We start from the raw sequence: 13,213 nt of genomic DNA on the forward strand, positions 1-13,213 counted from the left end.
TCGCCCGGGCCGCTCACGGACGGGCTCCCGCCAGGCCGGCGCGCACCGCGTCGGCGGCAATGCGCTCGCCCGTCTTCAGTCCGGCGAGCACCTCGGTGCTGCCGCCGTGGCTGGCGCCGGCGCGCACCTGGCGCAGCACGAATCCGTTCTCGCGCACGACATAGACGGCGGTCAGCTCGCCGCGGCGCAGCAGCGCCGCCGCCGGCACCGTCGGCACGCTGCGCGCGCCCGTCGGCGCGAGCTCGGCGCCGGTGAAATGCACCCGCACCGTGCGGCCGGGGCGCAGGTCGGCGGCGTCGCCGGGCGCCAGGTCCAGCCGCCACTCGACGGTCTGCGCGACCGGATCGGCGCCGGGCAGGTCGGCACGACGCACCGGCGCGACGCGCCGGCCGTCGGGCAGCTCGATCTCGACCTGGCGCGCCGAGCGCGCCTGCGCCGCCTGCGAGGCCGGCACCTGCACGGTGGCGCGCAGCGCGCCCGGCAGGTAGAGCGTCGCCACCGGCCGGCCCGGCGCGGCCAGGTCGCCGGCGTCGAGGTGGGTGGCGAGCACCACGCCGTCGAAGGGCGCGGCGACGCTGGTGAAGTCCTGGCCGAGCGTGGCCTGGCGGCGTCCGGCGCGTGCCTGCGCCAGCCCGGCCTCGGCGGCACGGAACTGGTTCTCGGCCGCATCGAGCGCGGCCTGGCTGATGTAGCCCTGCGCGCGCAGCTCGCGGGTGCGCTCGAGCTGGGTGCGGGCGTTGCGCAGGTTCGCGTCGGCCTGCACCACGCCGGCCTCGCTCTGCGCGACGCCGGCCTCGGCGCTGCGCGCGTCGATGCGCGCGATCACCTGCCCGGTGCGCACCCGGTCGCCGGCGCGCACCGTCAGCTGCTGCACGCTGCCCGCGGCCTGCGCGGCGACCACGGCCTGGCGCTGCGGCTCGAGCGTGCCGTCGAGCTCGAGGCCGGCGGCGTCGTGGCTGGCCTGCACCGTCAGCGTCGGCACCGTCAGGCCGGACGCGGCGGCGGACTGGGCCCGGGCGCCCGGCCAGGTGGCGGCCAGCAGCAGCGCGCCGGCCAGCCAGGGCAGGACGGCTCGACGGTCGGGGGCGGCGGGGGTGCTCATCTTGGCGATCTCCATGATGGAACGCATGGTAGCAAAATACCCATTAGGGTATCAATCGATCCGAAGAAAAGGGCTTTTCGCAGGACGCCTGGCGCAGCTAGCATGCAGGCATGTCCACCTGTCCTGTCCGTCGCGAGCTGCTGGGTCGCAGCGCGGCCGTCGCCGGTCTGCTGGCCGGTCTCGGGCTGCTGCCTGCGCCGGCACAGGCCGCCTGGAACGAGGCCGCCTTCGCCGCCATCGGCATCGACGCCGCGCTGGCCGCGCTCGGCCTGGCCGCGCCGGTCGAGAGCGCCGACATCCGCCTGAACGCGCCCGACATCGCCGAGAACGGCGCGGCGGTGTCGCTGGGCTGCGCGACCCGGCTGGAGGGCGTGCACCGGCTGCTGCTGCTGGTCGAGCGCAATCCGGCGGCGCTGTGCGCGCTGTTCGAGGTCGATCCGGCGCTGGAGCCCGATGTGGTCATCCGCACCCGCATGGCCGAGTCCTCGCCGGTCTGGGCGGTCGCGCTGATGCACGACGGCCGGGTGCTGTACGCCCGCAAGACGGTCGAGGTCACGCTCGGAGGCTGCGGTGGCTGAGCCGCTGCCGACCTCGCCGCAGCCGATGCGCATCCGCGCGCTGCGCCAGGGCGAGCGCGTCGTCGTGCGGGTGCTGATGAGCCACGAGATGGAGAACGGCCGACGCCACGACGAGGCCGGCCGCCGGGTGCCGGCCTGGCACATCCGCGAGGTCGTCGCCCGGCTCGACGGCCGGGTGGTGCTGCAGGCGCACTGGGGGCCGTCGGTGTCGCGCAATCCCTATCTGCAGTTCGTGCTGCGCGCGGCGGCCGCGCCGGCCGGCAGCCGGCTGAGCGTCACCTGGACCGACAGCCGCGGCGAGCAGCGCAGCGACGAGACGCTGATCGGCTGAGGCCTCAGCCCAGCATGTCGGCCCAGATGTTGCGCGCCCAGGCCTCGGCGTGCCGGGCCTCGAGCGAGGAGCGCTGCGCCGACAGGCCGCCGGCGCCGGGCACCGGCACGAAGCTGCGCTGCTCCGGCTGCCAGGCGTGCACGCTGGCGACATGGATGGCCTGGTCCGTGTCGACCAGGCTGTAGCAGACGTTGTTCAGCATCGGCCGGGCATCGGCCTCGAGATCGAGCAGCTCCGCGACGATGGCCGCGGCGGCGACCTTGGCCTGCGCGTTGGCCATGTGGCCGGACTTGGGCATGCCCGGCGCGATCTGCAGCGCGTCGCCGAGCACATGCAGGCCGGGCGCGTGCACCGAGCGGAAGTCGCGGAAGTCCACCGGACACCAGCGCCCGTTGGCGGTGGCCAGGCCGGCGTGCACGGCCAGGTCGCCGGCACGCATGTCCGGCAGCAGGTTGATGACGTCGGCGCGCAGGTCCTCCTGGACCTCGAAGCGCAGCGTCATCGTGCGGGCGTCGACGCCGGTGACGCGGTGCTGCGGCCGGTACTCGATCATGCCCGGGTGCAGATCCTTCCAGGCCTGGCGGAACAGCGCCGCCTTGGAGGTGATGTCCGGATTGGCGTCGAGCACCAGCACCTTCGCGCGCGGGTGGGTGCGGCGCAGCCGGGCGGCGATCAGGCAGGCGCGCTCGTAGGGCCCGGGCGGGCAGCGGTAGGGCGCCTCGGGAATGGCGATGACGCAGGTGCCGCCGTCGGGCATCGCCTCGATCTGCCGCGCCAGCGCCAGCGTCTCCGGGCCGGCCTTCCAGGCGTGCAGCACGCGGCCCTCGTCATGCGCGGCCTTCAGGCCCTCGATGCGGTCCCACAGGAAATCGACGCCCGGCGCCAGCACCAGCCGGTCGTAGCCGAGCCGCTCGCCGCCGGCCAGCGTCGCTGTCCGGCGCTGCGCGTCGATCGCCACGACACGGTCCTGCACCCGCCGCACGCCGTGGCGCGCGCTCAGCCGCTCATAGGACAGCGTGATGTCGTCGAGCGTGCGCAGGCCGCCGATCACCAGGTTCGACACCGGGCAGGACACCAGATGCGGATTCGGCTCGACCAGCGTCACGTCGACGGCCTGGTCCGACAGCAGCCGCAGGTACCGGGCCGCGGTCGCGCCGGCATAGCCGCCGCCGACGACCAGCACGCGCGCCCGTGCCAGCGCCGAGCCGCGCGGCGCGGCGCAGCCGTTCAGGCCGGTCACGCCGGCGGCCATCAGGGCCTGGAGACAGCGGCGGCGGCGCATCACGGACTCTGGCGGGCGAAATGCTGCGCCAGCGCGTCGAGCTGCTCGGGGCTGTAGCCGCGGGCGATCTGGTGCATCACGGTGGCGGGCCGCTCGCCCGCGCGGAAGGCCCGCAGCAGCGCGCGCAGCTCGCCCGCGTCGCGGCCGGCCAGCGCCGCCATGCCGCCGCCCTCGACCGCGCGCCCGTCGGTGCCGTGGCACTGCGCGCAGCCGGCGGCCAGCGCGCGCAGGTGCAGCGCCTCGGCGCGGGGGCCGGCCTCGGCGGCGCCGGCCGGCGGCGTCAGCATCAGGCCCAGCAGCGCGGGCGCGAGCAGGCGGGAGGGCGGGGGCATCGTGGCTTCTTCCGTGAACGATTCACACTCGGGTGCCCATGGTGCCGCCGCCGGCGCGGCTGCGGATAATGGGGTCTTCCCTCAGATCCCTGGAGTTCCATTCATCATGACCGCCGCCCTGCTTGCCGGAATGACGCCCGCCCGCCTCGACGCGATCGCGCCGGAGCGGCTGCCCGCGCTGCTGCGCCTGATGCCCAAGGCGGAGCTGCACATCCACATCGAGGGCTCGCTCGAGCCCGAGCTGATCTTCCGGCTCGCGCAGCGCAACGGCGTGACGCTGCCCTATGCCGATGTCGAGGCGCTGCGCGCGGCCTACGCCTTCACCGACCTGCAGAGCTTCCTCGACATCTACTACGCCGGCGCCAGCGTGCTGCTGAAGGAGCAGGACTTCTTCGACATGGCCTGGGCCTACCTCGAGAAGGCCGCCGCCGACAACGTCGTGCACGCCGAGATCTTCTTCGACCCGCAGACCCACACCGCGCGCGGCGTGCCCTTCGAGACGGTCATCAAGGGCCTGAACCACGCGGTGCACCGTGCGCACGCCGAGCTGGGCGTGAGCGCGAAGCTCATCCTGTGCTTCCTGCGCCACCTGAGCGAGGAGGAGGCCTTCGCGACGCTGGAGGAGGCGCTGCCGTGGCGGCACCACTTCATCGGCGTCGGCCTCGACAGCAGCGAGGTGGGCCACCCGCCGAGCAAGTTCGAGCGTGTCTTCGCGCGCTGCCGCGAGCTGGGCCTGCACATCGTGGCCCATGCCGGCGAGGAAGGCCCGCCGGCCTACATCGTCGAGGCGCTGGACCTGCTGCAGAGCGAGCGCATCGACCACGGCGTGCGCAGCCTCGAAGACCCGGCGCTGGTGGCGCGGCTGGCGGCCGCGCGCATTCCGCTGACGGTGTGTCCGCTCTCCAACGTCAAGCTGTGCGTCTTCGACGACCTGACGCAGCACAACATCGGCGCGCTGCTCGACGCCGGCCTGTGCGCGATGGTCAACTCGGACGATCCGGCCTACTTCGGCGGCTACATGAACCAGAACTTCGTCGAGCTCTTCAATGCGCAGCCGCAGCTCACCGCCCGCCACGCCTACCAGCTCGCACTCAACAGCTTCGAGGCCAGCTTCGTCGACGCCGACCAGAAGCGCGCGTGGCAGCACCGCCTCGACGAGGTGTTCGCGGCGGGCTGAGGCCCTCAGCGGGACTGCCGCGCCGCCTGCGTGCGGCCGCCCCAGCCCCAGTCGTCGGCCGGCAGCTCGAGCACGCTGACATAGCTGGCCTCGACCAGCGCATCCGGCAGCGCGCGTCGCAGCGTGTCCCAGGCGGCGGCGATCCAGTCGGCCTTCTGCTGCGCGGTGTTGGTGCCCGCGGTGATGCGGATCTCCAGCGCGAAGGTGGAGCGCGCCGGGCCGGCCTCGGCCGCGGAGCCGGGCGGCTCGACCGGCTCGCCGCCGAGGGTCCAGCCGATCGGCTCGGCCAGCACCGCGACCGCGGTCAGCGAGCGCTTCTTGCCGAGCAGCCGCTCGGTGTGGTCGGTCAGCTCGCGGGCGATGGCGTGGCGCTGCTCGGGCTGCGTCAGCGCCGGCCAGGTGCTCAGGGTCAGCAGGGGCATCGCTGCTCTCCGGTGCGCTGGGAGGGGGTGGGTTGCGCGGGCTGCACAGGTGGCGTGACGGGCCGGCCTTGGCCTGGCGCTTGGCGCCACAGCAGGGTCAGCAGGCGATCCAGTCCGGTGGCGATGGCCTGGCGGCGCAGGCGCTGCGCCTCGTGGCGGTGGTGATCGAAATCGATCTGGAGCGGCGGTCGGGGCATGGCGATCTCCCGTGGAACATGGCGCTAGACTAGGTTTCACGCCTGTCCGGGGACAGCCTCATCCGTGCCCAGCGCCTTTGCATGCCGAGCAAAACCCGTCCTGATGCCCCTGCGCCCGAGGCGCCCGGCCATGCCGCGCCGGCCGATCTGGCGCTGTTCGTGCGCGTGGCCGAGCTGGGCTCGTTCTCGGCGGTGGCGCGCGAGCGCGACGGCGTGGCCTCGCAGGTGTCGCGTGCGGTCGACCGGCTGGAGGCGATCTATCGGGTGCGGCTGCTGCGCCGCTCGACCCATGGCCTGAGCCTGACGCCGGAGGGCGGCACGCTGCTTCAGCACGCCCGCCAGGTGCTGGCCGCGCTGGGCGATCTGGCCGACGAGCTGTCGGCGCGGCGCGAGCGTGCCAGCGGCGTCGTGCGGCTGGCGGTCAGCCCGGCGCTGGCGCAGTGCTTCGTCGTGCCGGCCCTGCCGGCGCTGGCGGCGCGACATCCCGACCTGCGCATCGAGCTGCATGCCGACGACCGCATCGTCGATCTGGCGGCCGAAGGCTTCGATGTCGCGCTGCGCACCAACCATCTGCGCCACGAGGGGCTGGTGGCGCGCCGGGTCGGGCGCTTCCGGCGCATCGTCTGCGCGGCGCCGGCGCTGCTGGCGCGGCTGGGCACGCCGCAGACGCCGGTCGATCTGGCGCGCTTTCCGCTCGTCACGCACCTGAACGCCGGGCATCTGAACCGCTGGACCTTCCTGATCGAGGGCGAGCGCCGGCCCTGGCCGGTGAGCGGCCGCTTCAGCGCCAACACCACCTGGCTCGGGCTCGAGATGGTGCGCGCGGGCCTCGGCCTGGGCTGGCACAGCACGCTGCTGGTGGCGCCGCTGCTGGCGCGCGGCGAGCTGGTCGAGGTGCTGGCGCCGTTCCGCGATCCGGGCTGGGCGCCGGTCTGGGCGGTGATGCTGCCCGAGCGCGACCGGCTGCCGCGCATCCGGGCGGTGGTCGACTTCCTGGCCGAGGCGATGCGCGAGGCCGGCTGATCCTGCCGGTCCTGCTGACCGATCAGGCGATCCGCGGGCCGCGCCCGATCTCCTCGACCAGCGCCACCTGGCCCGGCAGGCAGACCCGGCGCAGGTCGTAGCGGTGCACGACCGTCTCGCGCGCGGTGCTGCGGATCGCGTCATGCGTGCCGGGCGGCGCGGCCAGCGCGTCGGCCATCGTGCGCACCAGGCCCTCGCGGTCGAAGAAGTCGACCAGCAGGCCGTTGCGGCCGTGCTCGATCACCTCCTCGACCGGCGCGGTGCGCGAGCCGATCACCAGCGCGCCGGCCGACATCGCCTCCAGCATCGACCACGACAGCACGAAGGGGTAGGTCAGGTAGACATGGGCGCGGGTCACCTGGTAGAGCTTCATCAGCTGCGGATGCGGCAGCCGGCCGACGAAGTGGATGCGCGCGCGCATCGCCTCGTCGAGCTGGGGCGCGATCTCCTCGAGCAGCGTGTCCTGCCAGCTGCGGCCGTCCTGCGGCCGGGCGCCGTAGGACACGCCGTTGCCGCCGACCATCACCACCTGCACCTGCGGGCGCTCGCGCAGCAGCGCCGGCAGCGCGCGCATGAAGACGTGATAGCCGCGGTTGGGCTCGAAGTTGCGGTTGATGAAGCTCAGCACCTCGTCGCCGTGGCGCAGGCGCAGCGGGCCGTGCTCGAAGACCGCCTCGGGATCGGGGCGGATCAGGTCGGTGTCGACGCCGTCGTGCAGCGTGCGGATCTTGTGCTGGAAGGCCGGCGGCACCGTCGAGCGCTGCCAGGCGGTCGGCGACACGCCGGCGTCCATCTCGACCAGGCCCTGCAGCAGGTGGGTGTTCTTCGCGCGCAGCCGCAGCCGCGCCTCGATGCCGCGCGGCGGGAACTCCGGATCGAAGGTCACGTCGTGGCCCTCCCAGCCGTAGAACCATTCGACGAAGTGCAGCTGGCGCGCCTCGGGCCAGATGTCGCGCAGGAACAGCGCCTCGCCCCAGCCGGGATGCACGCAGATCACGTCGGGCATGAAGCCGTGCTGCTCGCGCAGCGCCAGCGCGGCGCGCGCGCAGCCTTCGCCGCGCAGCACCTTGGTCTCGTATTCCGCCACCCACGGATGGATCTGCGGCGTGCTGCTGCGCGTCACCCTGTAGCGGGTGCAGGTCACGCCGGGCAGCGGCCGCGCGGTGGGCTCGAGCATCAGCGCGCGCACCTCGTGGCCGGCCTGGGCGAGCGCCGGGGCGAGGTGGACGTACTGGCCGGGAAAGTTCTGGTGGACGAAGAGGATGCGCATGGTGCCGGCCAGTATGCGCAGCCGCCGGATGTGAAAAAAGGAAGGATCACCGCTTCCCCGCGCGGATGCGGGCAATCCGCATGGGCGGGGGGGATCGGCGCAGGTCCAATGCCGGGCATGACGACGATGATCCGACACTTCCGCCAGCGCCTGCTGTGGCCGCTGCAGCTGCTGCCGCGCCAGGACGAGCGGCTGCGCCTGCAGCCCTGGGCCGCGGTGCTCGAGCGCCCGGGCAGCCCGTGGCGCGAGGCCGCCGAGATGCGCCGCGGCCCGTCGAGCGAGCGCCACTACCAGGAGTTCGTGACCTTCCTGCCGCATGTGCAGCGCTTTCTCTACGGCGACGGGCCGCGCGCCGGCAGCGCGCGCACCGGCGGCGGCTCGTCGATGCGGGTGCTGCGCCGCGACGACGTGCAGGCGGTGCGCCTGCGCCTGGCGCCGGACCGGCCGGCGCTGCGGCTGGCGGTCGAGCATGTCGATCTCTATTTCTTCCACGATGTCGACGTGGTGGTGCTGCATGTCGAGGTCCATGCCGACGAGCTGCCGCTGCCGGTGGCGCAGGAGCTGCTCTACCGTTTCGGCCGCGCCTATCCGCCGGGCTGGGACGGCGAGGGCCAGCCGCTGCACTGCGCCAGCGAGGTCGAGTGGCTCGGCGCCGGCGACCGGGCGCTGTGCGCGTCGGACGCGACCGACCGCCAGGCCTTCCTGGACTTCGTCGGCCTGCACCGCGCGCCGCGGCTGGCGGCGCACTGGCGCTGGCTGCTGCAGCCGCTGCGCCCGGAGCAGGACGAGGAGCCCGACGACGGCGCCGGCCCGCTGCTGCGGGTGCGCCAGATCGAGTACCACCGCATGCCGGTGATGGCCTGGCTGGCGCTGGACGATCCGGCCGCGCTGGGCCGCGCCGACTTCATCCGCCTCGGGCTGGTGGCCGGGCAGGGCAGCGACGGCGAGGCCGAGCTGCCCTTCGCCGAGCGCCATGTCGCCGACTTCGAGGCCCGCCACTGCTACGACCGCTTCTGGCGCCCCGGCGGCGCGGCGCCCTTCACCCGCTACCTGTGCTGCGGCCACGCGCTGGTGGTGGTCGGGCGCGCGGGCTCGCGCTTCTTCGTCGACCGCGAGCGCGGCGTGCTGGCGCAGTTCCGCCACCAGCATTTCCTGATGTTCCTGATCGCGCACTTCCAGAAGGCGGCGCTGCTGATGTTCTCCGACCGGCTGGTGGTGGCGCTCGACGCGCTGGAGATCCGCGACGCCGCCTCGGTCAAGCAGTTCAAGCGGGCGGTGCGCGGCAACTTCGAGACCTTCCTGCGCTTCACCCACCGCTACTGGTTCCACGACCTCGCCGAGCAGGCGCAGACCCGCGCGCTCTACCGCCTGTGCGCCGACCACCTCGGGCTGGACGCGCTGCACCCGGAGGTGCGCGAGCGCATCAGCGAGATGAACACCTACCTCGACACCGACAGCCTGCGCCGTCAGGCCAACACCGTGGTGCGGCTGACGGTGGTGACGATCGCCGGCCTGATCGGCACGCTGTCGACCGGCTTTCTCGGCATGAACCTGCTCGACGAGGCCGGCTCGTCCTGGCCGCGGCGGCTGCTGATCTTCGCCGTCACGCTGGCGGTCTCGCTGCTGCTGACCGGCTACATGATCGTGCGCTCCAAGCGCCTGTCGGACTTTCTCGACCTGCTGTCGGACGAGCGGCTGACGCTGGGCGACAAGCTCGGGCTGGCGCGCGGGCCGCGCCCGCCGCGCGCGTGATCAGTCCTCGTCCTTCAGCTCGAAGCGCCGGGTCATCTCCGCCTGCACATGCGCGGGCACGACGTCGAAGTGCGCCAGCGCCAGCGTGTAGCGGCCCTCGCCGCGGGTCAGCGAGCTGAGCCGCGTCTGGTAGCCCGACAGCTCGGCCAGCGGCACGCGCGCCCGCACCCGCGCCTGGCCGGCGGCCAGCGTGTCGGTGCCGCGCACCTCGCCGCGGCGCGAGGCCAGATCGCCGGTCAGGTCGCCGATGCGCGCCTCGGGCGCGGTGATCTCGACGTCGACGATCGGCTCGAGCACGATCGGCGAGGCTTCGCGCATCGCCTGCACGAAGGCCTTGCGGCCGGCGGCGACGAAGGCGACCTCCTTGCTGTCGACGCTGTGGTGCCTGCCGTCGAGCACCGTCACGCGCACGTCGACGACCGGATGGCCGGCGATGACCCCGGCCTCCATCGCCTGGCGCACGCCCTTCTCGACCGCCGGGATGAACACGCCGGGAATCGCGCCGCCGCGCACCCTGTCGACGAACTCGAAGCCGGCGCCGCGCGGCAGCGGCTCGACCTGCAGATGCACCTCGCCGAACTGGCCGGCGCCGCCGGTCTGCTTGCGGTGGCGGTGCTGGGCCTGCGCGGCTGCGGTCAGCGTCTCGCGGTAGGCGATGCGCGGCGGCGCGGTCTCGACCTCGACATGGTGGACCTCGCGCAGCCGCTCCAGCATCACGCGCAGGTGCAGCTCGCCGAGCCCGAACACCACCGTCTCGCGGGTCGCGCTGACCTGCTCGATCTTCAGGCACGGATCCTCGGCGGCCAGCCGCGCCAGCACCTCGGCCAGGCGCTGCTCGTCGCCGTGGCGCCGCGGCTTCAGCGCCAGACCGTGCACCGGCACGGGAAAGTCGAGCGGCTTCAGATGGATGTGGTCGTCCTCGGCGGCGTCGTGCAGCACCGCGTCGAAGGCGATCTCGTCGATCTTCGCGACCGCGACGATCTCGCCGGGGCCGGCGCTGCGGATCTCGGTCGCCTCCTTGCCCTGCAGCCGCAGCAGATGGCCGACCTTGAAGGGCTTGCGGCCGTCGCCGACGTAGAGCTGCGTGCCCGGCGTGATCGTGCCCTGGTGCACCCGCATCACGCCGAGCCGGCCGACGTAGGGATCGATCGCGACCTTGAAGACATGCGCGAGCACATGCTGCGCCGGGTCGACCCGGGCGTGCATCGGCCGGGCGTCGGCGCCTTCGCCCTTCAGGAAGTCGGGCAGGTTGCCCTCGGTCGGGTCGGGCAGCAGCTGCACGATCACGTCGAGCAGCGCCGCGACGCCGGCCCCGGTGCGTGCCGAGGTGAAGACCACCGGAATCAGATGGCCCTCGCGCAGCGCCTGCTCCAGCGGCGCGTGCAGCTCGCGCGCATCGACATCGCCCTCGTTCAGGTAGCGCTCGACGAACTCGCCGTCGACCTCGACGACCTGCTCGACCAGCGCGCGGTGCGCCGCGGCGACCGAGGAGAAGTCCGCCTCGTGGCCCGGTTCCGCCTCGGGCGCGAACCAGCAGTCGACCACCTCGCGCCCGCCGGCGGCCGGCAGGTTCAGCGGCAGGCATTCGCGGCCGAAGGTCGTCTGCAGCGCGGCCAGCAGCGCCGCGCAGTCGACCCCGGGCATGTCGATGCGGTTGACGATGATCATCCGGTCGAGCTGGCGACCGGCCGCCCAATCCATCATCCGCACCGCCATCGGCTCGATGCCGGCGACCGCGTCGACGACGATCGCCGCCGTCTCGACCGCCTCGAGCGCCGGCAGCGACTGGCCGAGGAAGTCGGCGCTTCCGGGCGTGTCGAGCAGGTGGACGAGATGGTCGTCATGCGTCAGGTGCATCGTGCTGGTGGCCAGCGAGTGCTGCATCCGGCGCTCGACCGGATCGAAGTCGCTGACGGTGCTGCCGCGATCGACGCTGCCGGCGGCGCCGATCATGCCGGCGCGCTGCAGCAGCGCCTCGGCCAGCGTGGTCTTGCCGGCGCCGCCGGGGCCGACCAGCGCGAGCGTGCGGATGCGGGAGACGGAGGACGGCGTGGACATCGTGACTCTCCTCGAGGGCGTGGACCGGATGCGGTTCACCCTACGCCGATCCCCCAGGCTCGGCAAGCCGCCCGGTCAAGCCGGTGCCCGATGCGGGCACTCGGCAGGGGGCGGCCGGACTTGAGTTCCAGGGCGTACCGATGAAGGGGACTGTCCGGGGGCTTCTCGGCCGGACGCGCGACGGGGGCCGCGGGACGATGGGGGCGATGGATGGATGACGGCGGCCCTGCACGATGACCCGCACCCGTTCACGCCGGCCGCGGGATCGGGCCATGCCGGCGTCCCCGCCTTGCCCGGGAGGGCAGGAAGAAAAAAGGCCCGCGTGAAGCGGGCCTTCTGCATAGGTCGAAGATAGGAAGAACAGAAAGATAATATCAGGAGAGATCAGTAATATGGAAAGTGTCGCCCTGTCATTCCCGGACCCGGCGGGAAGCCCGCGACCAGCGCCAGAGCAGGAAGACGAATATCGTCGCGGAAACCAGCGTGATGGCGGAAAGATCGTCCATGGAAGAATATCCTGCGATGATGACGTGACAATGATGGTTTCATGAAACCGTGCCGGGCGGGGAGCGCCGGCTGCTGTAGCGCGGAATCTGCATGCCCAGCAGCCATTCCGCGTGGCTGACGCGACCGGGTGCGGTGCTGACCGCCCGGTAGCCCTGCGCGATCAGGCGGCGCAGGTGGCGCCGGTTGGCGCGCGGCGCCATCAGGATCTGACCGGCCAGCGGCAGCACCAGACAGACCAGCGCACCGCTCCAGTCGCGCCGGCGCGCCATCGCCAGCGGTCCGAACAGCAGCACCGGCCAGGCGTAGCCGATCGGCGCGTGGCATTCCCGACCGCTGGCCGGATGACGCATGAGCAGCCGCTTCGGCGCGGCAGCAGCCGCTGCCGGTGCCGGCGGGCTGGACGTCATCGGCGGCTCGGCCGCGGGCGGGAGGGTCTCGGGCATGGCGGTCGGTGATCCTGGGGGCGTGTCCTTGTCATTTCCGCGAGGAAATGGGCGAAGCCTTTTCCTGTCGACACAGGTTCAGGTCGGAGCGGGTCTTGAAAAAATGTAAAGCCAGTATTGATACGGGACAACCCTTAGTCAAGGGGAGTGATTTGCGGTGTCGGTCTGGACCGGACCGGAAAATCTTGAGGCCGGCCCTGGAATGGGTCGGGAAATGCACCGTGAAAAGGACGGCGCCCCCGTTCGGGGGCGCTTCGCGGATCATCATGGTGCATTGCAGCAAACGATCGATCCGGTCCGGATCGGCCTGCACCAGCGCAGGGAAGGCCGGCGATCACGATCGCTTGCTCATCTTGTGAACTATTCACGTCGGACCGGAACCCTCGGGAGCCGGCGCAGGCGGTGCCGCGGTGAATCGTGTCTCGCGGCGCAGGTCGCAGACCTGCAGCGAGTACTCGAGGTAGAAGTCGGCGCGGCCCTTGCCCTGGGCCGCGACATGCTCGGGATGGGTGGCCCAGGCGTGCATGGCCGCGTCGGTCTCGAACTCGACGATGGTGACGCGCTCGCCGTCGGCGGCGGTGAAGCCCTTGTGCGAGACATGGCCCGGCATCGTCCGGGCCAGATCGCTCATGCGGGTGGCCCAGGCGGTGTATTCGTCGACGGACTCGGGCCTGAGGCGGTTGCGGAAGATGACGACGGGCATGGCGGGCGGCTCCTGGTGGAAGGATGGAGGGGCCGA

14 protein-coding genes are annotated in these 13,213 nt (G+C 72.6%); 5 read left to right on the forward strand and 9 right to left on the reverse strand.

The annotated features are described in order from the left end of the window. Positions 1-13: 13 nt before the first annotated feature. Positions 14-1,102 carry an efflux RND transporter periplasmic adaptor subunit gene (locus tag HNQ01_RS10770; RefSeq protein WP_286180688.1) on the reverse strand — a complete coding sequence of 363 codons (1,089 nt, stop codon included), beginning with the start codon at positions 1,100-1,102 and terminating at the stop codon, positions 14-16. A gap of 110 nt (positions 1,103-1,212) precedes the next feature. On the opposite strand from HNQ01_RS10770, the gene soxY reads away from it, so the two are divergent. Further along, a complete protein-coding gene (gene soxY, locus HNQ01_RS10775) occupies positions 1,213-1,680 on the forward strand; it encodes a thiosulfate oxidation carrier protein SoxY (RefSeq protein ID WP_173805436.1) in 468 nt (155 codons plus the stop codon). 25 nt (positions 1,681-1,705) lie between these two features. Beyond that, positions 1,706-2,011, forward strand: a complete 306-nt coding sequence (soxZ, locus tag HNQ01_RS10780) for a thiosulfate oxidation carrier complex protein SoxZ (RefSeq protein ID WP_173805520.1) — start codon at positions 1,706-1,708, stop codon at positions 2,009-2,011. Positions 2,012-2,015: 4 nt separating this feature from the next. Here the strand turns inward: soxZ and HNQ01_RS10785 are convergent, their stop codons facing one another. Both HNQ01_RS10785 and HNQ01_RS10790 read right to left on the reverse strand, forming a co-directional pair. Beyond that, complete coding sequence (locus HNQ01_RS10785) at positions 2,016-3,293, reverse strand: NAD(P)/FAD-dependent oxidoreductase (RefSeq protein WP_173805437.1); 1,278 nt, start codon at positions 3,291-3,293, stop codon at positions 2,016-2,018. Further along, complete coding sequence (locus HNQ01_RS10790) at positions 3,293-3,625, reverse strand: c-type cytochrome (RefSeq protein WP_173805438.1); 333 nt, start codon at positions 3,623-3,625, stop codon at positions 3,293-3,295. The genes HNQ01_RS10785 and HNQ01_RS10790 overlap by 1 nt, the downstream gene beginning before the upstream one ends. Before the next feature lie 106 nt (positions 3,626-3,731). On the opposite strand from HNQ01_RS10790, the gene HNQ01_RS10795 reads away from it, so the two are divergent. Beyond that, a complete protein-coding gene (locus HNQ01_RS10795; RefSeq protein WP_173805439.1) occupies positions 3,732-4,802 on the forward strand; it encodes an adenosine deaminase in 1,071 nt (356 codons plus the stop codon). Between the two features lie 5 nt (positions 4,803-4,807). Here the strand turns inward: HNQ01_RS10795 and HNQ01_RS10800 are convergent, their stop codons facing one another. Beyond that, positions 4,808-5,224, reverse strand: a complete 417-nt coding sequence (locus HNQ01_RS10800) for a tautomerase family protein (RefSeq protein ID WP_173805440.1) — start codon at positions 5,222-5,224, stop codon at positions 4,808-4,810. After that, entirely contained in the window at positions 5,212-5,421 is a 210-nt protein-coding gene (locus tag HNQ01_RS10805) for a hypothetical protein (RefSeq protein WP_173805441.1), read from the reverse strand. Before HNQ01_RS10805 ends, HNQ01_RS10800 begins: the two co-directional genes overlap by 13 nt. 81 nt (positions 5,422-5,502) lie before the next feature. On the opposite strand from HNQ01_RS10805, the gene HNQ01_RS10810 reads away from it, so the two are divergent. Further along, the gene (locus HNQ01_RS10810; RefSeq protein WP_173805442.1) at positions 5,503-6,444 is read left to right on the forward strand and encodes a LysR family transcriptional regulator; all 942 of its coding nucleotides are present in this window, start codon (positions 5,503-5,505) and stop codon (positions 6,442-6,444) included. Positions 6,445-6,466: 22 nt separating this feature from the next. On the opposite strand, the gene HNQ01_RS10815 is transcribed toward HNQ01_RS10810, so the two are convergent. Then, entirely contained in the window at positions 6,467-7,714 is a 1,248-nt protein-coding gene (locus HNQ01_RS10815) for a glycosyltransferase (RefSeq protein WP_173805443.1), read from the reverse strand. Between the two features lie 117 nt (positions 7,715-7,831). Here HNQ01_RS10815 and HNQ01_RS10820 point away from each other — a divergent pair, with 117 nt between their 5' ends. Further along, positions 7,832-9,466, forward strand: coding sequence for a hypothetical protein (locus tag HNQ01_RS10820; RefSeq protein WP_286180690.1), 1,635 nt, complete (start codon positions 7,832-7,834; stop codon positions 9,464-9,466). On the opposite strand, the gene fusA is transcribed toward HNQ01_RS10820, so the two are convergent. The 3 genes from fusA to HNQ01_RS10835 all read right to left on the reverse strand — a co-directional run bounded on the left by fusA (position 9,467) and on the right by HNQ01_RS10835 (position 13,177). Next, complete coding sequence (gene fusA, locus HNQ01_RS10825; RefSeq protein ID WP_173805445.1) at positions 9,467-11,524, reverse strand: elongation factor G; 2,058 nt, start codon at positions 11,522-11,524, stop codon at positions 9,467-9,469. 545 nt (positions 11,525-12,069) lie between these two features. Further along, positions 12,070-12,474, reverse strand: a complete 405-nt coding sequence (locus tag HNQ01_RS10830) for a hypothetical protein (RefSeq protein WP_173805446.1) — start codon at positions 12,472-12,474, stop codon at positions 12,070-12,072. Between the two features lie 364 nt (positions 12,475-12,838). Further along, positions 12,839-13,177, reverse strand: coding sequence for an antibiotic biosynthesis monooxygenase family protein (locus HNQ01_RS10835; protein WP_173805447.1), 339 nt, complete (start codon positions 13,175-13,177; stop codon positions 12,839-12,841). Positions 13,178-13,213: the final 36 nt, after the last annotated feature.

Source organism: Sphaerotilus uruguayifluvii (assembly GCF_013294065.1).
GTDB lineage: Bacteria > Pseudomonadota > Gammaproteobacteria > Burkholderiales > Burkholderiaceae_C > Sphaerotilus > Sphaerotilus uruguayifluvii.

Bases quoted from the DNA above. Each gene is read 5' to 3' on its own strand.
- HNQ01_RS10770 (WP_286180688.1), bottom strand. From the start codon at position 1,102: ATGAGCACCCCCGCCGCCCCCGACCGTCGAGCCGTCCTGCCCTGGCTG.
- soxY (WP_173805436.1), top strand. From the start codon at position 1,213: ATGTCCACCTGTCCTGTCCGTCGCGAGCTGCTGGGTCGCAGCGCGGCC.
- soxZ (WP_173805520.1), top strand. From the start codon at position 1,706: ATGCGCATCCGCGCGCTGCGCCAGGGCGAGCGCGTCGTCGTGCGGGTG.
- HNQ01_RS10785 (WP_173805437.1), bottom strand. From the start codon at position 3,293: ATGCGCCGCCGCCGCTGTCTCCAGGCCCTGATGGCCGCCGGCGTGACC.
- HNQ01_RS10790 (WP_173805438.1), bottom strand. From the start codon at position 3,625: ATGCCCCCGCCCTCCCGCCTGCTCGCGCCCGCGCTGCTGGGCCTGATG.
- HNQ01_RS10795 (WP_173805439.1), top strand. From the start codon at position 3,732: ATGACCGCCGCCCTGCTTGCCGGAATGACGCCCGCCCGCCTCGACGCG.
- HNQ01_RS10800 (WP_173805440.1), bottom strand. From the start codon at position 5,224: ATGCCCCTGCTGACCCTGAGCACCTGGCCGGCGCTGACGCAGCCCGAG.
- HNQ01_RS10805 (WP_173805441.1), bottom strand. From the start codon at position 5,421: ATGCCCCGACCGCCGCTCCAGATCGATTTCGATCACCACCGCCACGAG.
- HNQ01_RS10810 (WP_173805442.1), top strand. From the start codon at position 5,503: ATGCCGAGCAAAACCCGTCCTGATGCCCCTGCGCCCGAGGCGCCCGGC.
- HNQ01_RS10815 (WP_173805443.1), bottom strand. From the start codon at position 7,714: ATGCGCATCCTCTTCGTCCACCAGAACTTTCCCGGCCAGTACGTCCAC.
- HNQ01_RS10820 (WP_286180690.1), top strand. From the start codon at position 7,832: ATGACGACGATGATCCGACACTTCCGCCAGCGCCTGCTGTGGCCGCTG.
- fusA (WP_173805445.1), bottom strand. From the start codon at position 11,524: ATGTCCACGCCGTCCTCCGTCTCCCGCATCCGCACGCTCGCGCTGGTC.
- HNQ01_RS10830 (WP_173805446.1), bottom strand. From the start codon at position 12,474: ATGCCCGAGACCCTCCCGCCCGCGGCCGAGCCGCCGATGACGTCCAGC.
- HNQ01_RS10835 (WP_173805447.1), bottom strand. From the start codon at position 13,177: ATGCCCGTCGTCATCTTCCGCAACCGCCTCAGGCCCGAGTCCGTCGAC.